Source organism: Cohnella baijiui (assembly GCF_020731285.1).
Lineage (GTDB): Bacteria > Bacillota > Bacilli > Paenibacillales > Paenibacillaceae > Cohnella.
This window is the reverse complement of record NZ_JAJFOW010000008.1, coordinates 1-26,729: the sequence shown is the minus strand read 5'-3', so window position 1 is coordinate 26,729 and position 26,729 is coordinate 1. Positions and strand designations below refer to the sequence as shown.

The 26,729-nt window shown below is 52.3% G+C and carries 23 protein-coding genes and 3 pseudogenes; 23 read left to right on the top strand and 3 right to left on the bottom strand.

The window, feature by feature from the left end; translation table 11 throughout:
- Positions 1-54 precede the first annotated feature (54 nt).
- The 8 genes and pseudogenes from pflA to LKX83_RS34295 all read left to right on the top strand — a co-directional run bounded on the left by pflA (position 55) and on the right by LKX83_RS34295 (position 5,447).
- Positions 55-798: a pyruvate formate-lyase-activating protein gene (gene pflA / locus LKX83_RS10790; RefSeq protein ID WP_227882195.1), complete on the top strand. Its 744-nt coding sequence runs from the start codon at positions 55-57 to the stop codon at positions 796-798.
- Positions 799-1,293: 495 nt separating this feature from the next.
- Positions 1,294-1,849: pseudogene (locus LKX83_RS10785) on the top strand (hypothetical protein); the annotation flags it as partial.
- Positions 1,750-1,959, top strand: a complete 210-nt coding sequence (locus LKX83_RS10780) for a Rieske (2Fe-2S) protein (protein WP_370639065.1) — start codon at positions 1,750-1,752, stop codon at positions 1,957-1,959. The pseudogene LKX83_RS10785 and the gene LKX83_RS10780, both read left to right, overlap by 100 nt.
- Positions 1,960-1,984: 25 nt before the next feature.
- Positions 1,985-2,779 (top strand): formate/nitrite transporter family protein, encoded by a 795-nt coding sequence (locus tag LKX83_RS10775; protein WP_227882194.1) that lies wholly within the window; start codon positions 1,985-1,987, stop codon positions 2,777-2,779.
- 360 nt (positions 2,780-3,139) lie between these two features.
- Positions 3,140-4,108, top strand: coding sequence for a 6-phosphofructokinase (gene pfkA / locus LKX83_RS10770; RefSeq protein WP_227882193.1), 969 nt, complete (start codon positions 3,140-3,142; stop codon positions 4,106-4,108).
- Positions 4,109-4,242: 134 nt separating this feature from the next.
- Positions 4,243-4,881 (top strand): molybdenum cofactor guanylyltransferase, encoded by a 639-nt coding sequence (gene mobA, locus LKX83_RS10765; protein WP_227882192.1) that lies wholly within the window; start codon positions 4,243-4,245, stop codon positions 4,879-4,881.
- Between the two features lie 105 nt (positions 4,882-4,986).
- Positions 4,987-5,070: pseudogene (locus LKX83_RS34300) on the top strand (hypothetical protein); the annotation flags it as partial.
- 5 nt (positions 5,071-5,075) lie between these two features.
- Complete coding sequence (locus LKX83_RS34295) at positions 5,076-5,447, top strand: hypothetical protein (protein WP_370639066.1); 372 nt, start codon at positions 5,076-5,078, stop codon at positions 5,445-5,447.
- On the opposite strand, the gene LKX83_RS10755 is transcribed toward LKX83_RS34295, so the two are convergent.
- Positions 5,417-5,872 (bottom strand): MarR family winged helix-turn-helix transcriptional regulator, encoded by a 456-nt coding sequence (locus LKX83_RS10755; RefSeq protein WP_227882191.1) that lies wholly within the window; start codon positions 5,870-5,872, stop codon positions 5,417-5,419. The two genes, LKX83_RS34295 and LKX83_RS10755, sit on opposite strands and share 31 nt — an antisense overlap.
- Positions 5,873-6,009: 137 nt before the next feature.
- Here LKX83_RS10755 and LKX83_RS10750 point away from each other — a divergent pair, with 137 nt between their 5' ends.
- The 14 genes and pseudogenes from LKX83_RS10750 to LKX83_RS10680 all read left to right on the top strand — a co-directional run bounded on the left by LKX83_RS10750 (position 6,010) and on the right by LKX83_RS10680 (position 23,860).
- A complete protein-coding gene (locus tag LKX83_RS10750) occupies positions 6,010-6,528 on the top strand; it encodes a hypothetical protein (RefSeq protein ID WP_227882190.1) in 519 nt (172 codons plus the stop codon).
- 247 nt (positions 6,529-6,775) lie between these two features.
- Positions 6,776-8,182, top strand: coding sequence for a response regulator transcription factor (locus tag LKX83_RS10745; protein ID WP_227882189.1), 1,407 nt, complete (start codon positions 6,776-6,778; stop codon positions 8,180-8,182).
- On the top strand, positions 8,179-9,915 hold the full coding sequence (locus tag LKX83_RS34290) for a sensor histidine kinase (protein ID WP_227882188.1): 1,737 nt from the start codon (positions 8,179-8,181) through the stop codon (positions 9,913-9,915). The genes LKX83_RS10745 and LKX83_RS34290 overlap by 4 nt, the downstream gene beginning before the upstream one ends.
- Before the next feature lie 178 nt (positions 9,916-10,093).
- On the top strand, positions 10,094-11,767 hold the full coding sequence (locus tag LKX83_RS10735) for an extracellular solute-binding protein (protein WP_227882187.1): 1,674 nt from the start codon (positions 10,094-10,096) through the stop codon (positions 11,765-11,767).
- Between the two features lie 76 nt (positions 11,768-11,843).
- The gene (locus tag LKX83_RS10730; RefSeq protein ID WP_227882186.1) at positions 11,844-12,734 is read left to right on the top strand and encodes an ABC transporter permease; all 891 of its coding nucleotides are present in this window, start codon (positions 11,844-11,846) and stop codon (positions 12,732-12,734) included.
- An 18-nt stretch (positions 12,735-12,752) separates the two neighbouring features.
- A complete protein-coding gene (locus LKX83_RS10725; protein ID WP_227882185.1) occupies positions 12,753-13,637 on the top strand; it encodes a carbohydrate ABC transporter permease in 885 nt (294 codons plus the stop codon).
- A gap of 62 nt (positions 13,638-13,699) precedes the next feature.
- The gene (locus tag LKX83_RS10720) at positions 13,700-14,860 is read left to right on the top strand and encodes a serine hydrolase domain-containing protein (protein WP_227882184.1); all 1,161 of its coding nucleotides are present in this window, start codon (positions 13,700-13,702) and stop codon (positions 14,858-14,860) included.
- A gap of 4 nt (positions 14,861-14,864) precedes the next feature.
- On the top strand, positions 14,865-16,394 hold the full coding sequence (locus LKX83_RS10715) for a discoidin domain-containing protein (RefSeq protein ID WP_227882183.1): 1,530 nt from the start codon (positions 14,865-14,867) through the stop codon (positions 16,392-16,394).
- 18 nt (positions 16,395-16,412) lie between these two features.
- Positions 16,413-17,858, top strand: coding sequence for a hypothetical protein (locus tag LKX83_RS10710; RefSeq protein WP_227882182.1), 1,446 nt, complete (start codon positions 16,413-16,415; stop codon positions 17,856-17,858).
- Positions 17,855-20,002 carry a DUF5054 domain-containing protein gene (locus LKX83_RS10705; protein WP_227882181.1) on the top strand — a complete coding sequence of 716 codons (2,148 nt, stop codon included), beginning with the start codon at positions 17,855-17,857 and terminating at the stop codon, positions 20,000-20,002. The genes LKX83_RS10710 and LKX83_RS10705 overlap by 4 nt, the downstream gene beginning before the upstream one ends.
- Before the next feature lie 411 nt (positions 20,003-20,413).
- Positions 20,414-21,295, top strand: a complete 882-nt coding sequence (locus tag LKX83_RS10695; RefSeq protein WP_227882180.1) for an alpha/beta fold hydrolase — start codon at positions 20,414-20,416, stop codon at positions 21,293-21,295.
- 130 nt (positions 21,296-21,425) lie between these two features.
- Positions 21,426-21,995 carry a dihydrofolate reductase family protein gene (locus LKX83_RS10690; RefSeq protein WP_227882179.1) on the top strand — a complete coding sequence of 190 codons (570 nt, stop codon included), beginning with the start codon at positions 21,426-21,428 and terminating at the stop codon, positions 21,993-21,995.
- A gap of 183 nt (positions 21,996-22,178) precedes the next feature.
- A pseudogene (locus LKX83_RS10685) lies at positions 22,179-22,588 on the top strand (hypothetical protein); the annotation flags it as partial.
- Positions 22,589-22,774: 186 nt separating this feature from the next.
- The gene (locus LKX83_RS10680) at positions 22,775-23,860 is read left to right on the top strand and encodes a copper amine oxidase N-terminal domain-containing protein (RefSeq protein WP_227882178.1); all 1,086 of its coding nucleotides are present in this window, start codon (positions 22,775-22,777) and stop codon (positions 23,858-23,860) included.
- Between the two features lie 83 nt (positions 23,861-23,943).
- On the opposite strand, the gene LKX83_RS10675 is transcribed toward LKX83_RS10680, so the two are convergent.
- Positions 23,944-24,537 (bottom strand): dihydrofolate reductase family protein, encoded by a 594-nt coding sequence (locus LKX83_RS10675; protein ID WP_227882177.1) that lies wholly within the window; start codon positions 24,535-24,537, stop codon positions 23,944-23,946.
- Positions 24,538-25,748: 1,211 nt separating this feature from the next.
- Here LKX83_RS10675 and LKX83_RS10670 point away from each other — a divergent pair.
- The gene (locus LKX83_RS10670) at positions 25,749-26,285 is read left to right on the top strand and encodes a dihydrofolate reductase family protein (protein ID WP_227882176.1); all 537 of its coding nucleotides are present in this window, start codon (positions 25,749-25,751) and stop codon (positions 26,283-26,285) included.
- A 140-nt stretch (positions 26,286-26,425) separates the two neighbouring features.
- On the opposite strand, the gene LKX83_RS10665 is transcribed toward LKX83_RS10670, so the two are convergent.
- Positions 26,426-26,729: hypothetical protein (locus LKX83_RS10665; protein WP_227882175.1), on the bottom strand; the 304-nt coding region annotated here is incomplete at its 5' end.

Sequence of the window (26,729 nt, the reverse complement as noted above, 5' to 3'; positions counted from 1 at the left end):
CCTGCGGACAACGGATTCGGCCGCGTGTCGAATGTCGGGAGAGGAGAAAAAGACATGAAACATACAGGCAGAATACACTCCATCGAGACGTTCGGCACGGTCGACGGTCCGGGAATCCGGTTCGTACTCTTCCTTCAAGGCTGCGCGCTGAAATGCCGATACTGTCATAATCCCGATTCTTGGGATACGGAGGGAGGCAAGCTGCGAACGGTTGACGAGATATTGGCCGAAATCGAATCATACGTCGATTATTACAAACGGTCCGGCGGAGGGATTACCGTCTCCGGAGGGGAGCCGACCTTACAGGCGCCGTTCGTCGCCGAACTGTTCCGGGCGTGCAAGGATCGTTGGAATCTTCATACCGCGCTAGATTCCTCCGGATTTTGCGAGCCGTCGCACGCCGAAGCGCTGCTGAGCGTCACCGATCTCGTGTTGCTCGACCTGAAATTGATGGACCAGAGAGGACACGTCGATCTTACGACGCAGCCGAACGATCGGACGATCGCATTCGCCAAGCGCCTGTCGCAGAGGGGGAACCGAATGTGGGTCCGTCGCGTCTTGGTGCCGGGCTTCACGGACCGGCCGGAGGACCTGATCGATCTGGGAAGCTTTATCGGAGAGTTATACGGGGTGGAGAAGGTGGAAGTGCTCCCGTATCACCGAATGGGAGTGTACAAATGGCAGCAGCTCGGAATTCCTTACACGCTAGTCGGGGTTAAGGAGCCGGGACCGGAAGAAGTACAGCGTGCGTACCGGCTTATCGAACAGGGCCGCAGCATGGCGTCAGGCGCCCAATAGGGCGACCCTCCTTGCCATGAGGACAATAATAGGTACCTGACGGGATAAACGTCAGGTACCTATTCGTTGTCACCAACTAAGTTTCGATTCCAGGCCCGCAATCCTATTTGCAGACATTGGACCGGCACAAGTGACAACCGTCACATTCGACGCATCGGGGTTCCATTACAATGACATCAAGACATACGGCAATGGAGGTTATCCGATGACACAAACAACGTACGGACGACGCAAACTGGTCCTCGTCGGCAACGGAATGGCTGGCGTGGGGGCGCTGGAACAAATCTTAAAGCTTACCCGGTCTTTCGATATTTCGGTATACGGTGAAGAACCGTACCCTAATTATAACCGCATCCAGCTGTCCTACATGCTGGAGGGCTCCAAACAGATCGATGAAATCATCCTGAACGACAGATCGTGGTATCGGGAGAATGGCATCGAACTGCATACCGGAACCCGAATTAAGTGCATCGACACGACGGAGAAATTCATTTACAGGACGGCACGTTCAGCGTCATTCCCCGCATGTACGGCGGCGTTACGTCGCCGGGGGAGCTACGGAAAATCGCAGATGTGGCCGAGAAATACGACGTCAAAACCGTGAAGGTGACGGGCGGCCAGCGGCTGGACCTGCTCGGCGTGAAGAAAGAGGATCTTCCGGCGATCTGGGCGGATCTCGGCATGCCGTCGGGTTACGGTTACGCGAAGATCGCAATTCTGCCGATTCGGTACGCAGGATTCGATGGGCTGCAAGGTGAAGACGGATGAAGAACTGGTCGAGATCTGCTCCGCCTTCATCCAATATTACCGAGAGAACGCTCAACACGCCGAACGCACGTCGGATTTCGTAGAACGGATTGGCCTTGAGACGGTGCGTCAGACCGTTGTCGACGATGCCGATGGACGTGCGGTATTGGCGGCCTGGCCGTATTCCGAACGACGGATGGCCGGCTGTTCGCGCTGGAGAACCGCACTCCGCACGCCAAAGGAGGAACGCTCGCGGAAGCGATCCTCAGCGGTCATTACATCTATTGTCCGATTAGGGATTTGAAAATCTGCTTGGAGACGGGAGAGGCTCAGGCTCCGGACACCGGCCTTGCCCATACGTTCGAAGTGCGCACAACTAACGACATCGTCAACGTTGTTCTGCCGAGGCTGTAAGCTTCACCACTGAGGGGGAAACAATATGTTCCAGGATACGATCCGGGAAATGGTGCATGCTGCCAAGCAGAAGAAAGATCTGATGGACCGCAGCCCGCTCCGTTACTTTCTTTCCGCCATGCTAGCCGGCGCTTATGTCGGGATCGGCATCGTGCTCATCATGAATGTGGGAGCGCCTTTTTATGCCATCCATTCTCCCGCTACAAGCATCGTGATGGGCGCCTCCTTCGGGATTGCCTTGACGCTTGTCATCATTGCGGGTTCCGAGTTGTTTACCGGCAACAATATGTACTTTACGCTCAGTACGCTCGCAAAGGCTACGACCTGGAAGGATATGCTGAAGAATTGGGGCCTCGTGTTCATCGGCAACTTGGCGGGTGCGATGGTGCTTGCGTTCATCGTCGTGAGGGCAGACATTTTCCACGGCATTACCGCGGATCATGTTCTGATGGAGGCAGCCAAGAAAAAAATGACGCTCGGAACCTCGCAGCTGTTCTTCCGCGGCATCTTATGTAACTGGCTTGTCTGTCTGGCCATCTGGACTTCCAAACGCGTCACAAATGACGCGGCAAAGCTCATTCTGATCTGGTGGATGCTGTATGCCTTCATTGCTTCGGGTTATGAACACAGCGTCGCCAATATGACGATATTCGGTCTCGCACTGCTGTTGCCCCATCCCGACACGATCACCATCGCCGGTTGGCTGCACAATATGATACCGGTCACCCTCGGGAATATTGTAGGCGGCGGGTTGTTCCTCGGCACGATTTATTGGCTGATCTCGCCTTATCGAGAGAGGGATTTGAACATATCGGTCTGATGGGATATTGAGGGGATAGGTTTGACCCGGGAAAAGGAACCACTTTACGACACATGGATGCTGAACCTGCGATTCGCCCTGATTTTGCTGGTCTTCACGGCCTCAAGCATCGAACCCATACGGGCGTTTCGCAGGATTACAACCTTTGCATACATGGATTTCCGCTCGGCTTGATGCCGAGTTGTTTTCGTTTTGTCTTTTCCTCGATGTAACAGCTTAGTGTCGACTCTACCTAAACGTGATGTTTTTCACAGAACGCAGTGCGAGCATGCTCTAACATGGACTCAAACAATACGGAATAAGGATGCAGGATGATAGCGGACTTGGGCAAGCGAATTTAAGATGAAGGGAGAATTATATATGCGTTCCGTAAACAAGATTGCTTTATTGACCAGCGGAGGAGATTCACAAGGGATGAATGCCGCGGTACGCGCCGTCGTGCGCAGCGCGTTGTTTCGAGGGATTGAGGTTTACGGGATTCAACATGGGTATCAGGGCCTTCTTAACGAAGACTTGCATCCGATGGACTTGCGTAGCGTTGGAGACATTATCCAACGCGGAGGCACCATTCTTCAGACTGCTCGTTGCAAGGAGTTCCATACGCCGGAAGGCCAGAGGCGCGGTGCCGATTGTCTTCGCAAAAATGGCATCGACGGTTTGGTCGTCATAGGCGGCGACGGATCTTACCGGGGAGCCAACGATCTGAGCAAGCTGGGCATCAAGACGATGGGTCTGCCGGGAACGATCGACAACGACATCTCATTCACCGACTTCACTATCGGTTTCGATACGGCGGTCAGTATCGTCGTTGACGCCATTAATAAACTGCGAGATACGATGTCTTCTCACGAGCGTTCCTCGATCGTTGAAGTCATGGGTCGGCATTGCGGAGACATCGCTTTGTACGCTGGTCTGGCCAGCGGCGCCGAGTCGATTCTCGTGCCGGAAGTACCGTTCGACGTCCGAGAGATCTCTGGGCGCATGAAGGAGAACTTCCAGAAAGGAAAGCGGCACAGTATCATCATCGTCGCTGAAGGTGTGGGCCGGGGCGACAACATCGCCAGACAATTACAAGAATACAGCGGCATTGACGCGCGCGTAACCGTGCTTGGACATATTCAGCGCGGCGGCGCGCCGACGCACAACGACCGGATTCTGGCGAGCCGTCTTGGCGACTTTGCCGTGCAGAAGCTGATAGAAGGCGATTCCGGCAAAGCCTGCGGCACGATCAAAGGCGAATTGGTCACGACGGATATCGAACAAGTCGTTACCACCAAGAAGGACTTCAATATGGAATTATACAATTTGGCGATTCGCTTGGCGCAATAATATATTTTCTGCATGTGACTTCGGCAAAGAATAAGACCTCGGTTGCGGCCAGAAAGAAAATGCGATCTGATTGTGAAATAGATTAGATAGACAGCCGCATGAAGTGACGGGCTGAAAAAGGAGGAATTAACACCATGACTTCATCCACGATAACTGGAGCGATACTGTCCGGCGGGCCCAATTCTTTAATCTTCGGAAAAGCAAAATCCGGATTGCGAGTGGGAAATGGCTCCCTCATTGACCGACAAGTCCGAATTATGAGAGAGATTTGTTCGGAGATTATTGTCGTCACCGACAATCCATTGCAATTGATGGACAATCTCGATCCAAAGGTCCGCTTGATCACAGATTATTTTACGGAATGCGGCCCTGTGGGAGGGATACATGCGGCATTGAATCTAGCACGGCATCCATTCGTTTGGATTGTCGGATGTGATATGCCGTTTATCTCTACGGAGGTTACTCGCCGTTTGATCCAAAACCGAGCAGAAAAGTATGACGCCCTTATTCCAATTACGCAAAAACATCTGTTTCCTCTTCACGGCCTTTATCGTAAAAATTGCGCAGATAAAATAACCAGGATGCTTGAATCTAAAGAAACAACCAAAGAACAATTCCTTGAGCGAATGGATTGGTTGGGAATCGAAATGGATAATTTGATAAATAAACAGGGGATAGACGATTTCACATACGTCATACAAAGTGAAGATGACCTCAAACATGCGCAAGAATTGCTTGACCAGCGTTTATGCTTTGGAGAAATACAGGAGTGATAACCTGCGTGTTGTTCTATCAAAGGGATTCATTCGAGTTGAAATAGAAAGGATGGCAGCATTACTTTAGGCTACCCTGATAAGCTGAGAACAAAAATACTTGTCATGTTTTCAAGCGCGTATATATTACCTGCTTTAATCGGCCCTTATATCGCAGGGCTTTTAGCGGAGCACTTGTCCTGGAGATTTGTTTTTTGGCTGGTGCTTCCATTCATTGGCTTGGCTGTCTTGCTGACTCTCCCCGCTTTCCGCAAACTTTCAGTGAGAGACAACGTAGCCTCAAAAACAGCCGCAAGGAAGGATATGCGGTTTTGCTGGCCATTGGAGCGGGCTTACTGCTGGCCGGACTCGGTTTCATCACCAACTCTGTTTTAAGAGCGCGTAACGAGTACGTTAAGAAACCAGCCCCCCTGTCGTGGGAGCTGGTTTCGTTTTTCATTGGAGTCGCAGGCCGCCCTGATCCCTGGGACGTTTATTCGTTCGTCAACAAACGTAAAGTCTCATCGATAGCACGGCATGTCCAAGCCAGTGCAAGCTACTCCCGTATTTTGATCGTTTCTTTCTGAAAGATATCTATGCTGTTGCGCATAAAGTCTTCGAGAATGGCGAACTCTTGGGCATTGTATTTCGAAAACAACGTCCCCATGACTTGTCCGAACGATTGGAATAGAGGAGCAAGCTCGGAAGCAACCTTATCCGAATTTAGTTTAATGATGACTTTGCGCCGATCTTGCGCGTCTTTGTCGCGGAAAACATAATCTTTCTTCTCAAGCCTATCGACTACGGTTGTAACCATTCCGCTGGAAAGCCCCGTGATTTCAGCTATTTTGCCCGCTGTAACCCCTTCCCCGATAATGCCAAGCACTTTGTAATCCGTCAGATTAAGTCCCACTTTATCTGCGAGGCTTTGGTGAAACATGATGAGCGCCAAGCTAAACTGTTGGCCTAATTGATTGCTTGCAGATTGCACCTGCTCAAATTCGCTTGACAAACCGATCACCTCCGCTTTATTATCTCTATTATAGAGATAATCTAATTTAGATATACTAAAATTTAGACAATCTCTATTTTGGAGTTATTATCAGTGTTCATTATAACACAAAAATCAAAACAGTAGGAGGGGTAAGATTGTTTTTCGTCACGGCTTTGGAAACGTTGGGTACGTCTTACGCGTTTTATTTCGCGTCCGTGCTTTGTTTCGGCATCTCGTTGCCCATTACCGTCGTACGCACGTATCAAGCCTTATACCAGAAGGAGATCAAAAGGTCCGTATTGGTTTCAACGGAAATCGCAGTGGAGCTGTTAAGAATCGTACAATATATATTGTTCATCGCTTATGGCACTAATACTCCCCTAGGATCGTTATTTTCGCCAGGATCGTGGAAGACGATGTTTGCCGGAATTCGGCAATTGGATTGGATTCCGTTTTTGTGGGACTTGCTCGGATTCATAGTCGTATTCGGTCTATACAACGCTCTGTTGTTTGCGATTCTCAAGCCATCCATCGTGCAAAAGTTGATGGATCATGTAGGCATTAAGCGTTTCGAAGTTTCAGCAGTCCGAACTGCTGCCATGCTTGCCTACAAGAACCTTTTCTTGATTCCCGTAAGCATGATCTATTTGTTCAAAATTTTGAACCTCTATTAATCCGTTCGAACACCGTTCTTGACTTTCGGGGCCTATCGCTTGCGACAGTCGGCTCCCTCGGGCTTGCATGGGGACTTATTCGCAGCAACAGCGCTGGCTGGAATAGCCCGGAAGTGTTATCGGCTTTGGATTGTTATTCTTGGCACAGTTTCTACAGATCGCAACGCCAGCATCCGATACACTTCCTCGACAGCCGTTCACGATTTGAATATACTGGAACCAAATATTCGACAGGGGGAAAGCCGCAATGATGAAAGCGCTTATCGTGGATGATGAGAAATTAGTGCGCATGGGCTTCATCTCCGTGATGCCTTGGGAGAAATTCGATATTTGCGTCGTCGGGGAAGCGGGCAACGGGAAGAAGGCGCTTGAATGGATGGAGCAGAATCAAGTGGATCTGGTGTTCGTAGACCTTACGATGCCGGTCATGAACGGGTTCGAATTGATGAGCGAGATGCGCGCGCGTTACCCTTATACCTGGATCGTCGTTTTGACCTGCCATCAGGATTTCGGTTACGTTCAGGAAGCTTTGCGCATGGGCGCGATCGATTTTATCGTGAAGACTCAGCTTGAAGTAGACAGCATGGACGAGGTGCTGACGCGCATCGTCGGCAGAATTCACTACGAAATCACGGCCAAGCAGCCGGCCACTCCCGCGAAGCAGGAGAAGACGATTGTCGGGGGCTGGCTGCTCGTTCATCTCCAAGGTACGCCGGAGGCGGGTGCGGTCGCCCGGCTGCAGAGCGCCTGCGACGGCGAGCTGATGGAAGTCGATCCATCCGCCTGGTTGCTGCCGTGGAGCGGCGACCGGCAGGAGATGCCGCCCTTGCCTCCGGTGTCGTTTGACAAGGAGTGGACCCTGATCAAAGTGGACGAGACCCAAGGGGTTTCGCCGGCGACGATTATCCGCACATTGCGCAAGCATCTTCCCACATATCTTTACTACGTCTATGAAGCTCGCCGTCACGAATACGAACTAAGTTTCCCGACGCTTGCCCAGGTCGATATAGGCAAACGGGCGCGGGAGCAGCAAGCGCTTCTGGAGCAATGGCAGTCGCTGCATTGGCTGTATGACGACGCTCAATTCGAGGCTCTTTGCCACGCAACGGTCATTCTGAGACCGGACGTTGAGCAGCTTCGCTGCGAGATCGCTGTCGGCCTGGGGCGCTGCATCGTTTTGACGAGCGAGGAAAAATTGAATTCGTATCTTCAGTCCCTGTCCATGCAAAAGCATTGGCATAGGGATGTAGAGCAGCTCGAAGAAATTCGCAAGTTCATGCGGTCGTGCATGCGAAAATATCCTTATTTCCCCGACATTGTCGTCGGCATCCTACATGCGATTCACTATATCAATCAGACGGATGACTTCGAGATCAGCCGCGACGAAGCGGCCGCGAAGTTCAACCTAAGCCAAGGATACTTCAGCCAATGCTTCAAGGAGATTGTCGGACAGTCGTTCGGGCATTATTTGCGGGAACGCAAGATGATCCGAGCGCAAGACCTGCTTGTTCGCACGAACCTACCCATCTACACGATTGCCGAGCGGATCGGCTTTAAAGACGAGAAGTATTTCAGCAAAATGTTCCGCAGCTACAGGGGAGCCGCGCCTGCGGAATACCGCAAGGCGATGAAGGGGAGAGATTCCGCACCGTGATTAACCTTTTCTTTCGCTCGCTGTTCGCTTCTCTGAGAGCGAGATTGGTCGTCGTGTTGCTGCTGAATACGCTCCTCCCCTTGCTGCTGCTCGGAACGGTCTCCTACTCGTTCATCCAATCGATCTTCGAGAATAAAATCGACAGCGGTATCCGCGACGCGCTAAGACAAACGAAGATCGGGTTGGAAAATACGTTTAACAGCATGGAATACGTCTCTTTGCAGCTATCGACCGATGGCAGTATCGGAGAGAAGTTGCAGCGGTTTCTGAATTCGTCCAGCGTAGCGGAGCAAGTTCGCATTTCCGACGAAATCATCCGAACGATCAACGTCGTCAATTTCTCCAATCCCAACCTCGGGCTGCTCGTCTATTATTTCCCCCACACCCATGAAGCAAGATTTTCGAGCATGATGGTCTCCCCAAACTTCAATCTGCAGAATCTCCCTCTGCTGTCGAGTGTGAAGGGCGAATCCTTCTACGGACCGCATCAGACAGCGTATCGCTATGGCACGAATACAGTTTTCTCGCTTGCCAGACCAATCGAGATTGAAGGGTACGGCCGCGACGATATCTACGTGTATATCGAGACGAACGCGAAGCTGTTCGAGAAGCTGCTGAATCCGAACGTGTACGGAATGAAGGCATCACACCTGTTGTTGAACTCGGAAGGGAAAGTGTATTACAGCGGGAATCCGCAGCAATTTCCGGTCGGCAGCGGGCAGACGCTAGCTTCCGGGACAAGCGGCAAGATTAGTGAAAGCGGTTACTACGTGTTCGAGGATCGGAGCGATCAAGGCTGGAGCCTCGCGGTTGCGATCACGAAGCAGGATTTTTACAGCGGATTCTACGAATGGCTGCTTACCTACGGTGCCATCGGCTTCCTCTGCTTGTTCGCCAGCATGCTGCTGGCGCTGCTGGTGTGGCGCTCCGTCTATCGGCCGATCACGAAGATTCAGAGAGAAATTCATTTCATGGCCACCGACGAGTCCAGGAGAAAGCCGAATTGGACGGGGATTCATGAATTCGATCGGGTGCTTGTCGAGTTCGATCAGACGACGAATCGCATCTATCGCTTGTTCGGAGAGATCGAGCAGAAGGAACGGGAGAAAGCGCAATTGGGGCTGGAGAAGCTCATGCACCAGATCAACCCGCACTTCATTCACAATACGCTCAATACGGTTCAATGGATCGCGCGGATGAACGGGGAGCGGGAGATCGATCGCCTGGTCTCGATCTTTACCCGCATCCTCCATTACAACCTCGCCAAGGAGGGCGGCATCGTTCCTCTGCGCGACGAAGTGGAGGCGCTTAAGGACTACGTGGCGTTACAGCAAATTCGGTATGACCATCCGTTTATCGTTCATTTTCAGATAGACGAAGGCCTGCTAGACGTGGTCCGAATTCCGCGTTTTATTTTGCAGCCGCTGATTGAGAATGCCTTGTATCACGGCTTGGGTGATCGGGACGGCTCCATCGACTTGCGTATCGACAAGCAAGCGGAGGAACTGGTTATTCAGGTTGCCGACAACGGGGCGGGGATGACGAAGGAGGCGGCGGCGCAGTTATTCGCGGCGGAGCGGGACGAGAGCCGCAAAGCCGGCCTCGGGATCGGTTTGAACTATGTGTATCGCGTCATCAAGGCGCATTACGGAGAAGCGAGCGACATTCATATCGACTCGGAGATCGGGCAAGGCACGACGATTACGTTGCGGGTTCCTGTGAATCCGGCATGATCCGATAGGCGGAAAACCGTCAGTCAACGGGTGAAAAAAGTCAATTTGCCTTCGATTGTCCCAAGCTTACCGATTTTCGTATCGTTTTCTCCCTATCCGCGCCCGTTTTCCCACCCGGTTCAAGCGGTATCCGCGCTATGATGGCCATGCAAGCAAATCAGATATTGGGGGAGAACAAATGAAAGCAACGAAGTTGGCATTCACACTGGCAACCGCGGTCGCTTTTATGACTGCGTGCAGCAATAACGGCGGACAGCAGGAGACGAGTTCGCCATCATCCTCGGCCGCTTCAACCGACGGCGGCAGCAGCCCTTCAGGCAATACCGTCCAATCGGGGGCGTTCAGCCGGTACGATCAGCCGGTATCGCTGGCAATCGGGAAGATGGTCAGCACGCAGGGCTCCAATCTGCCAAGCGGAGATACGGCCGACGATAACGAGTATTACCGCTATGTGGAGAAGAAATTGAACGTGAAAGTGACAAATGAATGGCGAGTGGAGAATCCGGAAGCCTACGCGCAGAAGCTGTCTGTCTCCATTGCCAGCAGGCAGCTCCCGGACGCGATCATCGTCGACGAGAAGCAGCTTCATCAACTGGCAGATGCCGGGCTGATCGAAGACCTTACCGATGTATACAAAGATTACGCCAGTCCGCAGATCAAAGGATACTACGAATCGTACGGCGACCGGGTGCTCAGCAGGGCGACGATCGACGGAAAGCTGATGGCATTCCCGAATACGCAGATCGGGGGTCAGCAGATTCTGACGTGGATTCGGCAGGATTGGCTCGATAAGCTGAATCTGCAGGAACCGAAGACGTTGGACGAACTGGCGGCCGTCGCCAAGGCGTTCGTCGACAACGATCCGGACGGCAACAATCAGAAGGATACGTACGGGTTCCTGGGCTCTGCCGCGCTATCCGGGTGGGGGACGTTCTGGGGCTTCGACCCGATCTTCGGCGCATTGCATGCCTATAGGGGGCAATGGCTACGCGACGCATCGGGCAATATCTCCTACAGCTCGATTCTTCCGGAGATGAAGACGGCGCTCGGCAAGCTTCATGATTACTACCAGGACGGCATTCTGGACAAGCAGTTCGCGATCCGGAGCGACCAGAACGACCAGGTAGCCAGTGGCAAAGCTGGCATTGTATTCGCGCCGTGGTGGATTCCGTACGGCGTCTTCTCGGATTCGATCAAGAATGATCCGAAAGCGGAATGGAAGCCGCTCTCCGTCCCGTTCGACGAGAAAGGGAAGTTCAACATCTACGATCAGAATCCGACTGCCCAGTTCCTGGTGGTCAAGAAGGGGTATGCTCATCCGGAAGCGATCGCTAAAGTGTTGAACGTGGAATATCAAGGAATTCGCCAGTTGGACCCGGATTCCAAGGACATTTATAAAGGTTTGAACGTCAACTGGGCAAACTGGCCGTTCACGCTGCAGATCGACTACGAGAATGTCGTATACGATACCTACGTTACGCTCAAGAAGGCGGTCGATGCCAAAGACCCTTCGTCGCTTCCCGGCGAGATGAAGGGATGGTACGACGCCATAATGAAAAACAATGAAAATCCGAAAAAGGACATTGCCGCTTGGGCGGACTCGACGGCGAGATTTCTTGCCGCTCCTCAGACCAAACCGGATAACCTGAACATCGAGCGCAACGTCTTCTTCGGTCAGACCAAATCGATGGATCTGAAGTGGGCGACGCTTCAGAAGCTTGAGAACGAGACTTTCCTGAAAATCATCGTCGGCGATGAGCCGGTCGACAAGTTCGATGACTTCGTCAAAGACTGGAAGCGGCTCGGCGGCGATCAAATTACGCAAGAAGTGGCGGCAGCCGTCAAGCCATAACCGTAAGCCGCCGGACAGGCGCTAGGTAAGTGTACCGGCGCCTCGTCTTGTTGCTTAGGATGGAAGGTGATCGTTCATGAAAAACAAGGGCTTGTGGATGCACTACCATCTCATGCTGCTGCCGGGAGCGATTCTGCTGTTTATTTTCAATATCGTCCCGATGTTCGGCATCGCAATCGCGTTTCAGGATTTCGTTCCGGGCAAGCTGTTCTGGAAGCAGAGATGGGCCGGTCTGGCCAACTTTGAATTTATGCTGCAAATTCCCGACAGCCGCCAAATTTTTATGAACACCTTGGTCATCGCCTCGCTCAAGATTGTCGCGGGCATTGTCATTCCGGTCACGTTTGCCCTGCTGCTGCACGAGGTGCGCACGCGTTGGTTCAAACGCTGGGTGCAGACGATCGTCTATTTGCCCCACTTCATGTCCTGGGTCATTCTGTCGGGGATTATTCTGACGATGTTCTCGCTCGACGGGATCGTCAATCAGGTCGTCACGCTGTTCGGGGCGAAGCCGATCATGTTCATGGCCAGCAATACGTGGTTCCGGCCGATTGTCGTGGCGTGCGATACATGGAAAGAGTTCGGCTTCGGCACGATCATTTATTTGGCCGCCCTGACGGGGATCAATCCGGCGTTATACGAAGCGGCCGAGATCGACGGGGCGAGCCGCCTGCAGAAATTGCGGTATATTACGCTGCCCGGCATTACGACGACGGTCGTCCTCTTGTCGACGCTGAGTCTAGGCAACGTCCTGAACGCGGGCTTCGATCAAATCTTTACCCTGTATAACCCGCTGGTGTACTCGACGGGCGACATTATCGATACGTATGTGTACCGCCTCGGCTTGATTCAGATGCAATACGGATTGGCGACGGCGATCGGGCTGTTCAAATCCGTTATCGCGATTGTTTTGATCGTGATCTCCTACCGGTTGGCGTACAAGTTTGCGAATTATCGAATTTTCTAGGCGGAAAGGAGATCCATCATGGTAAGGTCGCAAAGTGTTGGCGCCCGCCTTGCGGATACAAGCATCTTCGTGGTGCTGACCGTTGCCGCTCTGCTTTGCTTGTATCCGTTATGGTACACGATTATGCTTTCCTTCAGCGATAAGGCGGCCGCGAATGCCGGTTTTGTCCGTTTCTGGCCGGTCGGCTTCAACCTGTCGTCCTATCGGATCATTCTGGAGGATGCACAATTTTTCCGCGCATTCGGCGTTTCGGTCAAAAGAGTGCTGCTCGGCGGGGCGATCAACCTGATCCTAACGGTGCTGATGGCCTATCCTTTGTCGAAGGCGTTCCCCGGCCGCCACACCTACATGTGGTACATGGTGTTTTGCATGCTGTTCTCCGGCGGACTGATTCCCTCTTACGTCGTCGTGACGTCGCTCGGCTTGCAGAACAGCATCTGGGCGCTGGTCATTCCGGGAGCGGTTCCGATCTTTAACGTGATCCTCATTATGAATTTCTTCCGCAACCTGCCGAAAGAGTTGCACGAAGCCGCTTACGTCGACGGAGCCGGCCCCTGGTATACGCTTCTACGCATCAATCTCCCGTTATCGCTGCCGGGGCTTGCGACGGTGACGCTGTTCAGCATCGTCGGGCACTGGAATTCGTTCTTCGACGGCCTGATCTATATGAGCAAGCCCGACAATTATCCGTTGCAGACGTATATCCAGCAATTGGTCATCGTCATCGATCCGCAGCAGATGCAAAATTTGTCGACGGATCAGTTAATCCAGATGATGAAGGTATCGAACAAGACGCTAAATTCGGCCAAGCTGGTCGTCGCAATGATTCCGATCCTGCTTGTTTACCCGTTCCTCCAAAAGTACTTCGTGCATGGGATCGTGCTGGGATCGGTGAAAGAATAGCGTACGGCCGTCAAGCCGGTTTCTATTTTCGCGAGGAGCGCATATCTCCGGGAGGATGAACGATGGACTTCCAGCCGCTGGCCCGATTGATAGACCGCATCACCGCCTGGCGCATCCCGTGGGCGGAGGTGATGGTCATCCTCCGCAATGAGACGGTTTTTCATTATCGCAACGGCTATGCCGACCTGGAGCGAAGGACGCCGATTGCGGAACGGCAGATCGTCCATCTCTATTCGCTCACGAAGCTGATGACGTGCACGGCGGCGCTGCAACTGGTGGAGAGGGGGGCGATGCTGCTCGGCGATCCGCTCGCGGATTATTTGCCGGAATATGTCGAGATGAATGTTCGGAAGACGTTGCCGGACGGTCGACAGGCGGTGGAGAAGGCGGAGCGGCCGATTACGGTTCGCGATCTGTTCACGATGACGGCCGGCTTCTCCTACGATCTTGAGGCGCCTGCGATCCGGGAAATGGCAAGAAGCACGAATGGCCGCGCGCCGACCCGTTCCTTTGCAGCTGCGCTGGCTAAGGAGCCGCTGCTGTTCGAACCTGGCACAAGGTGGAGCTATGGCTTCGGTCACGACGTATTGGCTGCCTTAATCGAGGCGGTGGACGGCAGACGATTCGGCATATACGTGCGGGATGAGATTACGGAGCCCCTCGGCATGAGCGACACCGGCTTCGATCTCACGGATGAGCAACAAGGCCGGCTGGCGCCGCAGTACGCCTATCACGACGAAGCGGGCAGAGCCGTTCGCAAGGACGGGAACTCGTTCCGCCTCGGCTCGCAGTTTGAGAGCGGCGGGGCGGGGTTGCTGTCGACGGTGAGCGACTATGCGCTGTTCCTGAATGCGCTCACCAACTTGGGAACGGCTCCGAGTGGCGTGCGCATTCTGTCGCCGGCTATGGTGGAGCTGATGCGGACCGATCATTTGACCGCGCGAATGCGAGAGGATTTTCATGCTTTTCCTTGGGTGCCGTTCGTCGGCTACGGCTATGGGCTGGGCGTTCGTACGCATCTCTCTCCATCGCAAAGCGGGCTTCTAAGCTCGATTGGCGAATTCGGCTGGAGCGGCGCCGCCGGATGCTTGGCCGTCTGCGATCCTGCTTCCCGGCTGACGGTCATGTACGCCCAACAGTTGTTGAACAACCAGGAATCTTATGTGCATCCACGCTTGAAAAATACCGTCTATTCTTGTCTATCAAACGATGCGGAGGGATGAGGTTATGTATGGATTCGAACGGCTTCGCTTCTGGGCAGCTTTGCTTCTGGCCGTCGGTGTTGCGGGAATGACGTTTGGCGGGTGGGCGCCTTCCAAGGCGGCCGCAGATTCGACGAATCTGGCGCTAACCGCGACGGCTTCCGCCACCAGTGTGAACCCGAGCAACCCGGTGAGCCATCTGAATGACGGCATCGTGTCGACCAGTTATGTAAGCGCGGACAATCCGTCGTTTCCGCAATATGTAACCCTGACCTGGCCGAGCGGGCAAAAATTCAACAGCGTTCGCATCTCGGGATGGAATGCCCTCGGTCAGTTGCCGAAAAATTGGGACATTCAAGTGTCCGATGACGGCGCGACGAATTGGACGACCGTCGCTTCCTCCGGCGATGTGGCCTGGTCGACCAACGACTCCACGCTGGAGAGCAGGACGCTCAATTTCTCTCCGGTGACGAACAAGAAGGGCGTTCGGTTGAAAATAAACGGCGCTTATTTGGTCTGGAATCACTTCGCCATGAACGAGATGCGCGTCTTATCGACAGTCCCTCCGCCGAATGCCCGCAGTACGCTGGTGTTCAATCTGGACCAAGGCTTCGGCAACGGGATCGTCGTGAACAACGACCAGGTCGCGTTGCAGCGCATCATCGACGCCGTGCAGCCATTGCAAACCAAGTACAACGTCATCTTCGTCCTGAATCCGATGGTGCAAAACAAGACGAATCTGAAAGCGGTATTGGACACGTTGGCGGCGAACGGCATGTCATTCCTGCTTGAAGCGGCGTCTTCCGATGTCGAGACGTTAGGGAGTTGTACGGACACCTTTAACGCGCCCGCCGATCCGTATCACGGAATTGCCGCTTCGATCAGCGAATTGACCGGGTACAAAACGCGATACGGCAACTATTTCGCCGGATTGCGCATCTTCGAGATGTTCGGCCAGGACTTCACGATTCGCGCGGTCAAGACGACCGATCCGGACTGGGCGCTGCCCTGCTGGAAGATTCCGAGCGACAGCTTCTTCCAGATCAATCTGCTTGCGCCGTATGTAGCTTTCGCGGATCAGCACAATATGTTCGTTCAATGGTCCGATCCGGACTGGTATCGGAACCGGACTTGGGATGCGCCGCAAGCAACGAGCGAGCAGCAGTTGGCGAACTTGTTGAACACCTATCCGGGACGCGTGATCGTCACCTATGCCAATAATGAGATAGGCGCGCCGGCGAGCCGGATTTACGACTGGGCGAATGCGATTCAAGGCTTTGTCGATCAGGGAGCTTCGGGATACGGTCTATCCGACCAGTCCTGGGAATGCGGATCGAGCGAGGTGACTTGTCCGGCTTCGACGATTATCGATTGGGCACGGAGCGGGTTAAGCCAGGGCGCGTCGTACGTGCAGTTCGAACCGATCTGGTATTTCTTCCAGTTGCCCAGAGGCTCCTTCAGCTATGACAACTACACGACTTCGCCGGACTGGGTGAATCGGGGATACGCGACAAGCAACTTCACGGCGCTGAAAAACGCTCTGTTGGGACCTTGATTCGGGCAGGGGAGGATCATGAGAATACGAAAGAAAAAATCGCTGCTGATCGGTCTCACGATGCTGGTGCTGCTCGCGTTGCTTATCTTCGGCGGCCTGAAGTTTTTCGGAGCGCTGATAACTGACGGTGAAGAGCACGAAGTACCGGACGCCTCGAAAAAGACGCTGGTGTTCAACATCGACCAAGGCTTCGGCAACGGGATCGTCGTGAACAACGACCAGGTCGGGTTGCAGCGCATCTTGGATGCGATCAAGCCGTTGAAGACTCGCTATCGAGTGCTAGTCGTCTTGAACCCGATGGTGAAAAACAAGGAGAACCTCCAGGCGGTATTGGATACGCTGGCTGCCAATGACATGCCGTTCCTGTTGGATGCGGTATCCTCCGACGTCGAAACGTTGGGCAGTTGCACAATGGATACGTTCAACGCACCCGCGGACCCGTATCATGGAGTCGCCGCTTCGGTAGACGAATTGGCCGGGTACAAGAGCAAATACGGAGACGAATTTGCCGGGCTGCGCATCTTCGAGGTGTTCGGTCAGGATTTCACGATTCGGGCGGTCAAGACGACCGACCCGGACTGGGCGCTGCATTGCTGGAAGATTCCGGACGGCCGCTTCTTCCAGTCGAGCATAATCGAACCCTACTTGGCGTTCGCCAAGCAGAACGGCATGTTCGTCCAATGGTCCGACGCGCATTGGTATGCGCTTCATTCTTGGGACGGGCCGCAAGCAGAGAACGAACGGCAATTGTCGGATTGGACAGCCAAGTATCCGGGGATGGTGACCGTCACCTATGCCAACAACGAAGTAGGCAAGCCGGATGACAGAATCGGCAATTGGCAGACTGCGGTCCAAAGCTTCGTCGATCAAGGCGCCGCGGGATACGGCTTGTCCGATCAATCGTGGAATTGCGAGTCAAGCGACGAGGAGGATTGCCCTGCCTCGTATATGATAGACTGGGCGTTGAGCGGGCTGGGCCAGGGGGCTTCATTCGTTCAATTAGAGCCCAGTTGGTATTTCTTCCAGTTGCCTAAGGGCATCTTCACATCCTCGGATTACACCGCCTCGCCGAAATGGGAGAATCGAGGGTACCCGACAGAGTCCTTTACCGCTCTGTACGATGCGCTGATGCAGAACGCCTCTTGGCCGGCATCCGGTAATCTGACCGCAACGGACGTGACGGAATCGAGCGCAACGTTGAACTGGACGGCCGCCTCGAACGCTTCGTACTTTAAGGTTTACCGCGATGGCGCGGAGCTGGCTACGGTCAATTGGTCGACGGCCAGCTTCCAGGCGATGGATCTGAAGCCGGAGTCGAATCGAGCTGTACGTCAGCAGCGGCGCGGACGGCAAGAAGCTGCTGTCGGAGACGGTTCGGTTCCCGAGCAAGTAGGAAAGGATAACGGTTCGATCGCAGATGGAGTGTTAGATCAATCGAGATTGAAGACAGGTGAATCCTTATGAGGAAAGTGGAACGCGTTCATGTCGTATTCAAGACGCATCTAGATATCGGCTTTACCGATCTGGCGGAGCGCGTGGTCGATCGCTACATGCGCTTGTTTATTCCGCAGGCATTGACACTTGCGGAGCAGTTAGAAGCGGAGGGAGGAGCGGATAGGTTCCTATGGACCACCGGCTCCTGGCTGATCCATGAATATTTCAATCGTGCCGATACGGATCATGCTCGAATGGAAAAAGCGATTCACAAGGGGCATATCGCCTGGCACGGGCTTCCGTTCACGACGCACACGGAACTGATCGATCCGTCGCTGTTTGCTTACGGCTTGTCCATCGCCTCCCGGCTCGACCGGCAGTTCGGCAGGAAGACGATCGCGGCCAAGATGACCGACGTGCCGGGCCATACGCGGGGCATCGTCCCGCTAATGGCCGAACAGGGAATCCGTTATTTGCACATCGGCGTGAACCCTGCATCCAAGGTGCCCGATGTGCCCGAATTGTTCGTTTGGCAAGGAGCGGACGGTTCGCGGCTGCTCGTCAATTATGCCAAGGAATACGGCGCTGCGCTGGAGCTCGACGATTTCCATGAAGTGCTCGTCTTCGCCCATACGGGGGACAATCTGGGTCCCCCGTCCTGCGAGCGAATCCGGGCGGATTTTGCCCGGTTGCGGGAACGATACCCCGGCGCGGTCATTCAGGCTTCGACGATGGACGCGTTCGCCCGGCGGCTGCTTGAACACGAGGACCGCCTGCCGGTCGTCCGGGAGGAGATCGGGGACACCTGGATTCACGGAACGGGTTCGGATCCGCGGAAGGTGGCGATTTACCGGGCGCTGTCGCGGCTGCGCCGTAAGTGGCTGGCGGAAGGCCGTCTGGACCCGGAGAGCAAGGCGCACGACGCGTTGTCCGATAATCTGCTCCTGACGGCGGAGCATACGTGGGGGCTGGATGAGAAGACGCATCTATCCGACTACATGAATTATGCCCGCCGCGACTTCGAACGCGCGCGCGCGGCCGACTTCGTAGGGAGCGATGCCGTTCCCGCCAAATACCGACATTTCGGCGCGTTCGCCATGCTGAATGACCATCACGCGGAGGACCATGCCGTCGCATGCGTGGACGAGTCCGCCAACGAGGAGCCGAAGAGGGGATCGTTCCGCAGCATGGAGCAGTCATGGGAGGAACAGCGAAGCTACGCGGACCGGGCCGTCGCCGCGCTTCCACCCTCGCTGGGGGAGGAGGCGCGGGCGGCGTTGGCTGCGCTTGCGCCGACGACGGCGATTCCGGAAGGGGCGGCGGACATTCGTCCGGGAGTTCGTTATACACTTGGCGCCTTTACGGTATGTTTCGGCGCCGATGGCTCCCTGATAGAACTGACGGATCGGCGAGGCAAGCATTGGGCGGACGATCGGCATCGCCTCGGCGCATTCCGTTATGAATCGTTCGGGGAGCAGGCGTATAGCGCGTGGCTGGAGCAGTATTTGGAGCATCGGCGGCAGACCCAAGCTTGGTCGGAAGCGGACTTCGGCAAGCCGGGCTTGGAGTTTGCCGATCCAAAGCCGGTTCACCGACGGTACTCGCCTTCGCTCGTTCGAATGGCGCGGCAGAGCGAAGCGGGACTGGAGCGAATCTTCGTCAAGCTGGCGATGCCGGAGGAGACCGTGCGCTTGATGGGTGCTCCTGCGGAGGTGCTGTTGGAGTATCGGTTGGCGCGGTCGGACGACGAGGTGGAGGTGGACGTGAATTGGACCGGCAAACCGGCCAATCGGCAGCCGGAAGCGCTCTGGCTGTCGTTCGCGCCGAAGGTGGACAATCCGAACCTGTGGAAGCTGGACAAGTTGGGAGATCGAATCTCGCCGTTGGAGGTGGTCAAGGGCGGGAACCGCTCGCTTCATGCGGTCGACAGCGGGCTATATTACGAAGGCGCGGACGGCACGGCCGTAGTCCGCACGCTCGATGCGCCGCTGGTGGCGCCGGGCGAGCCGAAGCTGCTGCAGCACACGAATGCGTTCGCGCCGCTGGAGGGCGGGTTCCACTTTCTGCTCTACAACAACACATGGGGAACGAACTTTCCGATGTGGTACGAGGATGACGGACGTTTCCGCTTCAAGCTGATTCTATCCAGCTACGCAAAAATGAAGATGTCCTAATTGGGAAAAGTTTAGCAAATAGGGAGCCAAGGATCGAGCTTGCAGCGATTCTTGGCTTTTTTGGGATTGGATTGAAAATAAACCGGCAACAGAGAAACTAAGTGTCGGATGACCAGAATATGTTCCTATTTCTGTTTGATGACAAATGAGCTGAAATATAGTTTGACGGACCGTGAGAGATATAGGCAGTACAAATCGGATCTGGCTCACCGTGCCAAATGCCCGATGCTTCAGGAATGCACCAAATCACGGAACAACAGAAAGTAATAACGAGGCAAGTCCGGCAAGGCAGCAAGGAACGGGTAAGTGCGAATTCCCGAAGTAAATCGGGTAAATATCTATACCGGTTGCGATACCAAATCAATGAACGAAGCTTCACGGACGCTAAAATTCATTGAAAGGATGTTGATTATGGCAATTGGAAATGTAACCCACAACATAGTTTCCCTCGAGGGTATAAAACTGTTTTATCGGGAGGCTGGTTCGCCTCTGAATCCTGCAATACTTTTGCTTCATGGGTTTCCCAGTTCCTCCCATACTTTCAGACAAGTCATGAGACCGTTGGCCGAAGGCGCATATGTCATAGCTCCGGATCTTCCGGGTTTTGGTTTCTCGGACTCGCCGCTTCCTTCTGACTACTCCTATACTTTTGAGAATATGGCTAAAGCAGTGCAGCAACTGCTTAATCACATTAGAGTAGAACAGTTTTATGTGTACTTGCATGATTTCGGTTGCCCAGTTGGCTATTTTTTGGCGCTATGGGAGCCGGAGAGGATACGGGGACTCATCATTCAAAACGGAAATGCACATAGGGTCGGACTTGGTGAAACGTGGAAAACGACATTAGAATATTGGGCGAATCCAACTTTGGAGAATAAGCAGAAAATTCCCTCTTGGCTTCATTTTGAAGGGACGAAAGCACAATATTTAGGAAGTCTGCCGGAAAGACTTCAACATCTGACACCTCCGGAATGTTGGCACTTGGATTGGGAACGAATGACAAGGAAGGGCAATATAGAGGCACAATGGCAGCTGTTTGAAGACTATAAATACCATGTTGAGCGTTTTCCTCTGATTCGTGAATTCCATCTTAAATATCAACCGCCACGTATCGTTCTTTGGGGACGTCATGACCCTTTTTTTAACGTTAAAGAAGTGCTTTGCTACAATGAAGAGTTAGAACGTTGCGAGATTCATATTTTAGATGGAGGGCATTTCCTTTTAGAGACCCATGATCTTGAATGTGTACGACTTATCAGGTCTTTTATCAAAGAGTTTGAAAAGTTCCATTAACTGAAAAAACGAAACAGGGGGATTCAGATTTCCACTTGAGCCTTACGTGACGTAATGATTTATAGTGAATGTAACAGCAAGATGAAACGCGGGCCAACGGCCATAAATCGAAATCAGAGGAGAAATAGACATGAGAAAACTCGTATTGTTCATGCATGTGTCGCTGGACGGGTATGCGTCGGATTCGAACGGAGGACTCGATTGGATTCCGTACGATGAGGAATTAGAGAAATACGCCGAGGAGATCGTATCTGAAGTCGGAGCTCCCGTTTACGGACGCACGACGTATCGCATGATGGAGAGCTACTGGCCCACGGTGCTGGATAATCCGAATGCGTCGAGGCACGGTATCGAGCATGCCAAATGGCTGCAGGATGTTAAGAAGATCGTCATTTCCGGCACGATGGACAAGGTGGAATGGAACAATACGATGCTGATCAAGGACAATATCGCAGAGGAAATCAAAGTACTCAAGGAGCAGCCCGGCAAAAATCTCGTTATCTTCGGCAGCCCGGGAGCGGCGAAGACGCTGCTTAAGCTCGGCCTGATCGACGAATTCCTGCTTACAATTTGTCCGGTCGTCCTGGGCGGCGGAAAATCGGTATTCGACGGCGACGGCGAGAAAATCAGGCTCAAGCTGCTGTCCAGCCGAACGCTCAAGTCGGGCATTATCGCGGCCCGCCATGAGTTGGAGAAATAGCCGTACAAGGTGTTCTAACGGGACACAATAGTTGAATAGCAACAAGAAGGCAGCCAATAATCAATCTGTCTTTGAGCGGTGTTTAGCTTGGAAGTGTCCATAAAGGGCAGGGATGACGTATGTTCATTCCTGCCCTTTTTGTATTTTCAAAAGGGTGAAATTACAGTTTTTAGGAGGGATTGAGTGAATACGTACATTGAACAAGCAAGTCAGCATATCCGGCTGCAAGAAGGGCCTCAGGTGATCGAGCAGCTACTACTCGAATGCTACTTGAACCCGGGGATTTCAACGAAAGAGTTAGCACGCAAAACGCTACTCCCTACCCCTTGTTTGAAGCAGCATGCATGGATCGGAAAGAAGATATTATGTGTCGGCGATGATGACCTGGTGAGTGAGTCTATTTGTCTGCTGCTGCAGATCCGCCCTATACGCTTCAGGGAATGGGGTTGTTCGTGTCACGCGGCATGCAGGCATTATAGAGGGAGAAGGGGTTGCCGATTTTTCTGTCATTTGCGCATAAATCGCCAGAGATTATGCTTGCCATGCAACGGGAATTTGTCCGCATGGGGCTGACGGTCAGCGCTAATTTCCCGGTCTTAGGGAGTTAGTTGAAGACGAAATGTTTACAGGTTCGTTACAAGTTCGAATTTTTTTGGAGATATCACCTCTATATACTGAAGTCTGTAAGGGAGCTTCAAACAAACATAGAAAGAAGTCAGAGAGAAAAAAAGGTTAGAAGTTAAAAAACAAAAAAACCAACTCAAAAAGGAGATAATAAAATGAACAAAAACATTAAAAGAACAGTAGCAACAATGATGATCGCAGGGATGACGGTTTCGGGAGCGGCTGGGGTATATGCCGGAACAAATATGCAGAAGATCAATGCGTTCCTGAACTACAGCATCGGCTTCAAAATCGACGGCAGCACTTATATTCCTAAAGACGAGAATGGCAATAAGCTGGCTCCAATTACTTATCATGACACCACTTACCTGCCGGTTCGCGCCCTTTCTAACGCATTGAACACACCAATCCAGTATGACAGCAAAACAAATACGATCTACATTGGTGCAAGCACAACAGACCAATGGGTACTGACAAATTACACAGCAGATCAGCTTGATGAAATCAAGAAAGCTTTTGCCGGCTTTGACGGATTCGAAGCTGCATATGCACCACAAATGATGATCAAAGGCGACGCCCTGCAAAAGGTAGCTGCTACTGAAGACGGCGTGAACCTGCTCTTCAAAAATATGACGGTGAATGTATCGCCGCGTGATTACTCTAGCGATTATGATGGTACAACCGTAACTTTATCGAACGGTGCAAATGCGAAATGGTACACCATTGGTGATACATCCATGTTGACCGTCAAAGTGGATGACCGTTATGTAACGGTAAGCTCCCCGAACAAATCGCTGAGCAAAGCCCAAGTGGAGAAAGTGGTGGTTAGCGTAGCTAAAGTTGGCGCAGTACAATCCGATCTGGCAACTGTAACGTACACAGCAGCTCAAACAAAAGCGATCAAAGACGAATTTGCCAAGTTTGACGGCTTCACAACTGCCTATGCTCCTACAAAAATGGCTAAAGACGATGCGTTCCAAAAAGTAGCGAGCGGTGACTCCGTGAGTTTCTCTTTCAAGCACATGAACGTACAAATCTCGCCGCGTGATTACTCAGTTGGTTATGATAGCACTAATGTAACGCTGTCAAACGGTGTGAAAGCAAAATGGTTTACACCAAGCGATACTGCAATGCTGAGCTTCCAAATTGACGATCGTTATGTAACAATCAGCTCGGCGGATAACAGCCTAACTAAAGCTCAAATTGAGCAAATCGCAACTGGTGTTGCTAAATTGAAATAAGCATACGTTTCGAGAATTCCCCGTACAGCTTCCCTAGCTGTGCGGGGAGTTTTTGTTTTGTTCCCGGAATGTTTGCAGGTTTGTTACAAACCCGAAACGGTGCCCATAACCTCGTAATCCAGTTTCATTGAACCACTTGTTTCATATATTTGAGTATTTAAGAGTTTCAAGTCGTTCCTAGCGGTAATGTTATCAAGGTAGCGCTTGCCGCTGCCAAGGATAACAGGATGGATTATCATGCTGATCTCATCCGCCAACTTGGCATTAATCAGACTCTGTACAAGACTGGAACTCGCCGTAACCATGATATCGCCTTGGATTTTATTTTTGAGCTTAGCAATATTCTGGCTCAAGTCACCGGCAAGCAGGGAAATAGTACTGCTATAATCCCCCCAGTACACTTCCCGTATATTCATATTGCGGGTTGCTACATACTTGGGCGTATTGTTCATGGCATCAGCAAAATCTCCCTCCATATACGGCCAAGCTTGTGATAAACCTTCATAGGTGACCCGACCCATCAAGATGGCTTCTGCCTGCTGGACCATAGTCAGAATGTCATTCCACGAATCTGTAATGCCAGGCATAGCCCAGCTTGTAAAATTGTTTTCGTCTCCATGTGGTTCTGTGAAAACACCATCCAATGTACTGTGTACCGATACAATTATTTTCCCCATTCATTTATCCTCTTTTCATATTGGAATTTTTGACTTCATGTGCCATAGTTCTTCAGTAATAAATCTTTGGATTTCATATCGCGCTGCATTCCCCAATGACGTTGCGGCATGTCTTCCGAAGGTTCTTTTTATTTCTTGTGAGCGGCTAACAATTCCATAATTTTTCGTCTTGCCGAAACAGCCAACGCTGAAAAGATGTCATTGGACATACATATTAAGTATTTTCCTCCTTTCAATAATTGTCTATCATCATGTACAATTCTATAATAAACTAATTGGTTTATAAAGTAAATTCTTAAATGATGGTGCGACATTTCAATCCAGCTACTCCCTGACATGACAGTCAAATTGACATGGCACAATGAGAAGACGATGTGCCCACTTGAAACACTAGTATTATCGATATCCGTCGAGGAAAAGAATTTACACTGATTTGACTCCGCGCACAGCGCGGAGTTTTTGTTTTGTAGTTGTAGTCGACCCGGCGCTGGATCGGGAGCCTTAAGCCTTGACGGCCAAGGTTTTTTTATTTGGCATGCCCAGTGAAGCACGCATTTTTTAGCCGATTAAATTCGATTTTGATAGCGATGAAAGGACAAAAGTTCAAATCCTACTTGGAGGAGAAGAGGGGGCGAGACCAAATAAGCTACGCCCCTTTTTAAAATGTTTTTTGATTTCTGCTCGTTGCTTGTTACGTCGTCATTCCAAGACCGCATGTTCAACGAGTTACTCATCAAGTCCATAAGGTTTTCTTAGTCTCGCGGCCACGGGTTAGCAGCTCGTCGAGCAAGTCGGCAATAGCCCAAAGGGATATTCCCCTTCATCACTGATATATGTATAAAATACTATAAAATATTAATTTACAAGTTTCGTTGACGATCTTATGTAATTTGTGGAAAATTATGATGAGAGATCTGGTTAAAACAAGAGTTTGAAAAGTTCCAATAACTGAAAAAACGGTAAAAGGAGAGAAAAAGTGAAGCAGCCGTGCTTCTTCGGCAGCTCGTTGAACTACCGGGAGAATTGTTTAATTTACCATCCTTCGGTAAACAAAAGTTGTATTCGGTCGGGCCAGGACTGTGCACATTAGCAATCCATGAGAAACCGGGCATGCTGTTGGAAGATAAAATGTAGACATAAAGGAGGATGCATATGGGACGTGTACTCCTGATGATGAATGTGCGAGAAAACCAGAGAGGAGAGTGAGTCGCATGGCAAAGATCGTTTTCGCATTGAACCAGTCTCTGGACGGGTTCGTCGACCACGACCACCCGGCATTTCAGCCCGACCCCGTGCTATTCCGTCATTTCATCGACGACGTGCGCGGCATGGCGGGCAGCTTGTACGGGCGCCGCATGTACGAGACCATGCGGGTTTGGGATGGAGACCATTTTGAATGGGATACGCCGGAGGGGGAATTCGCAGCGGCGTGGCAAAGCAAACCGAAGTGGGTGGTGTCGAGGACGTTAAAGTCCGTCGGTCCGAACGCTTCTCTGATCGAGGGCGACCTCGCAGCAGCCATACGTGGGCTGAAGGCTCAGCGTGAAGGGGAGATTGAAGTTGCCGGGCCGGAGTTGGCGCACAGTCTAACGGAGCTCGGTCTCGTTGATGAGTATCGACTCTATCTCCATCCAGTCGTGCTGGGTCACGGCAAGCCGTTCTTCGCCGGTCCGCGGCCGCCGCTGCGCCTCGTGGCAAGCGATCGAATTGGCGAGCAGGTTATCAGGTTGACCTACGTTCCAGCTTAGTTGACCCAGCGGCCTAAAGGGCACGTTACTTTAATAGGGATTCTCCGGCTGTAGCGGCAGTCAGAGGATCCCTTATTCTTTGAGTGTCGGATGACAAGAATATGTTCCGATTGCCGATAGCGGCCAAGAATGTCTTCCAATTACTGACGGCTCTCCGAGTGGAACCAGACGATGCACCAATCGTCGGCAGCTCGCAGTTGCGCACGACGAATACCGGCAAGCACGGGGAAATATGTAACCTGCGCACCATCGCGACCGATTGTAGACATGAATAAAACATGGAGGCCGGTAATCCTAACGGTACGGGTTTGGGCCCTCTTGTTCAATGCAATCCGGTACTCCGTGCAATCTTGAAATCCTGCGAATAAGCCAGTTTTCGTGCCAATTGAGCAGAAATTTTGCAAACAAAGTGACATCCTTTGCTTGTTCTCCTGCAACTGCGTC

Coding starts and splice junctions, on each gene's coding strand:
- LKX83_RS10695 (WP_227882180.1), top strand. CDS start 20,414: ATGGCAATTGGAAATGTAACCCACAACATAGTTTCCCTCGAGGGTATA.
- LKX83_RS10680 (WP_227882178.1), top strand. CDS start 22,775: ATGAACAAAAACATTAAAAGAACAGTAGCAACAATGATGATCGCAGGG.
- pflA (WP_227882195.1), top strand. CDS start 55: ATGAAACATACAGGCAGAATACACTCCATCGAGACGTTCGGCACGGTC.
- LKX83_RS10690 (WP_227882179.1), top strand. CDS start 21,426: ATGAGAAAACTCGTATTGTTCATGCATGTGTCGCTGGACGGGTATGCG.
- LKX83_RS10675 (WP_227882177.1), bottom strand. CDS start 24,537: ATGGGGAAAATAATTGTATCGGTACACAGTACATTGGATGGTGTTTTC.
- LKX83_RS10670 (WP_227882176.1), top strand. CDS start 25,749: ATGGCAAAGATCGTTTTCGCATTGAACCAGTCTCTGGACGGGTTCGTC.
- LKX83_RS10715 (WP_227882183.1), top strand. CDS start 14,865: ATGTATGGATTCGAACGGCTTCGCTTCTGGGCAGCTTTGCTTCTGGCC.
- LKX83_RS10745 (WP_227882189.1), top strand. CDS start 6,776: ATGATGAAAGCGCTTATCGTGGATGATGAGAAATTAGTGCGCATGGGC.
- LKX83_RS10710 (WP_227882182.1), top strand. CDS start 16,413: ATGAGAATACGAAAGAAAAAATCGCTGCTGATCGGTCTCACGATGCTG.
- LKX83_RS10720 (WP_227882184.1), top strand. CDS start 13,700: ATGGACTTCCAGCCGCTGGCCCGATTGATAGACCGCATCACCGCCTGG.
- LKX83_RS10775 (WP_227882194.1), top strand. CDS start 1,985: ATGTTCCAGGATACGATCCGGGAAATGGTGCATGCTGCCAAGCAGAAG.
- LKX83_RS10705 (WP_227882181.1), top strand. CDS start 17,855: ATGAGGAAAGTGGAACGCGTTCATGTCGTATTCAAGACGCATCTAGAT.
- LKX83_RS10730 (WP_227882186.1), top strand. CDS start 11,844: ATGAAAAACAAGGGCTTGTGGATGCACTACCATCTCATGCTGCTGCCG.
- LKX83_RS10725 (WP_227882185.1), top strand. CDS start 12,753: ATGGTAAGGTCGCAAAGTGTTGGCGCCCGCCTTGCGGATACAAGCATC.
- LKX83_RS10735 (WP_227882187.1), top strand. CDS start 10,094: ATGAAAGCAACGAAGTTGGCATTCACACTGGCAACCGCGGTCGCTTTT.
- mobA (WP_227882192.1), top strand. CDS start 4,243: ATGACTTCATCCACGATAACTGGAGCGATACTGTCCGGCGGGCCCAAT.
- pfkA (WP_227882193.1), top strand. CDS start 3,140: ATGCGTTCCGTAAACAAGATTGCTTTATTGACCAGCGGAGGAGATTCA.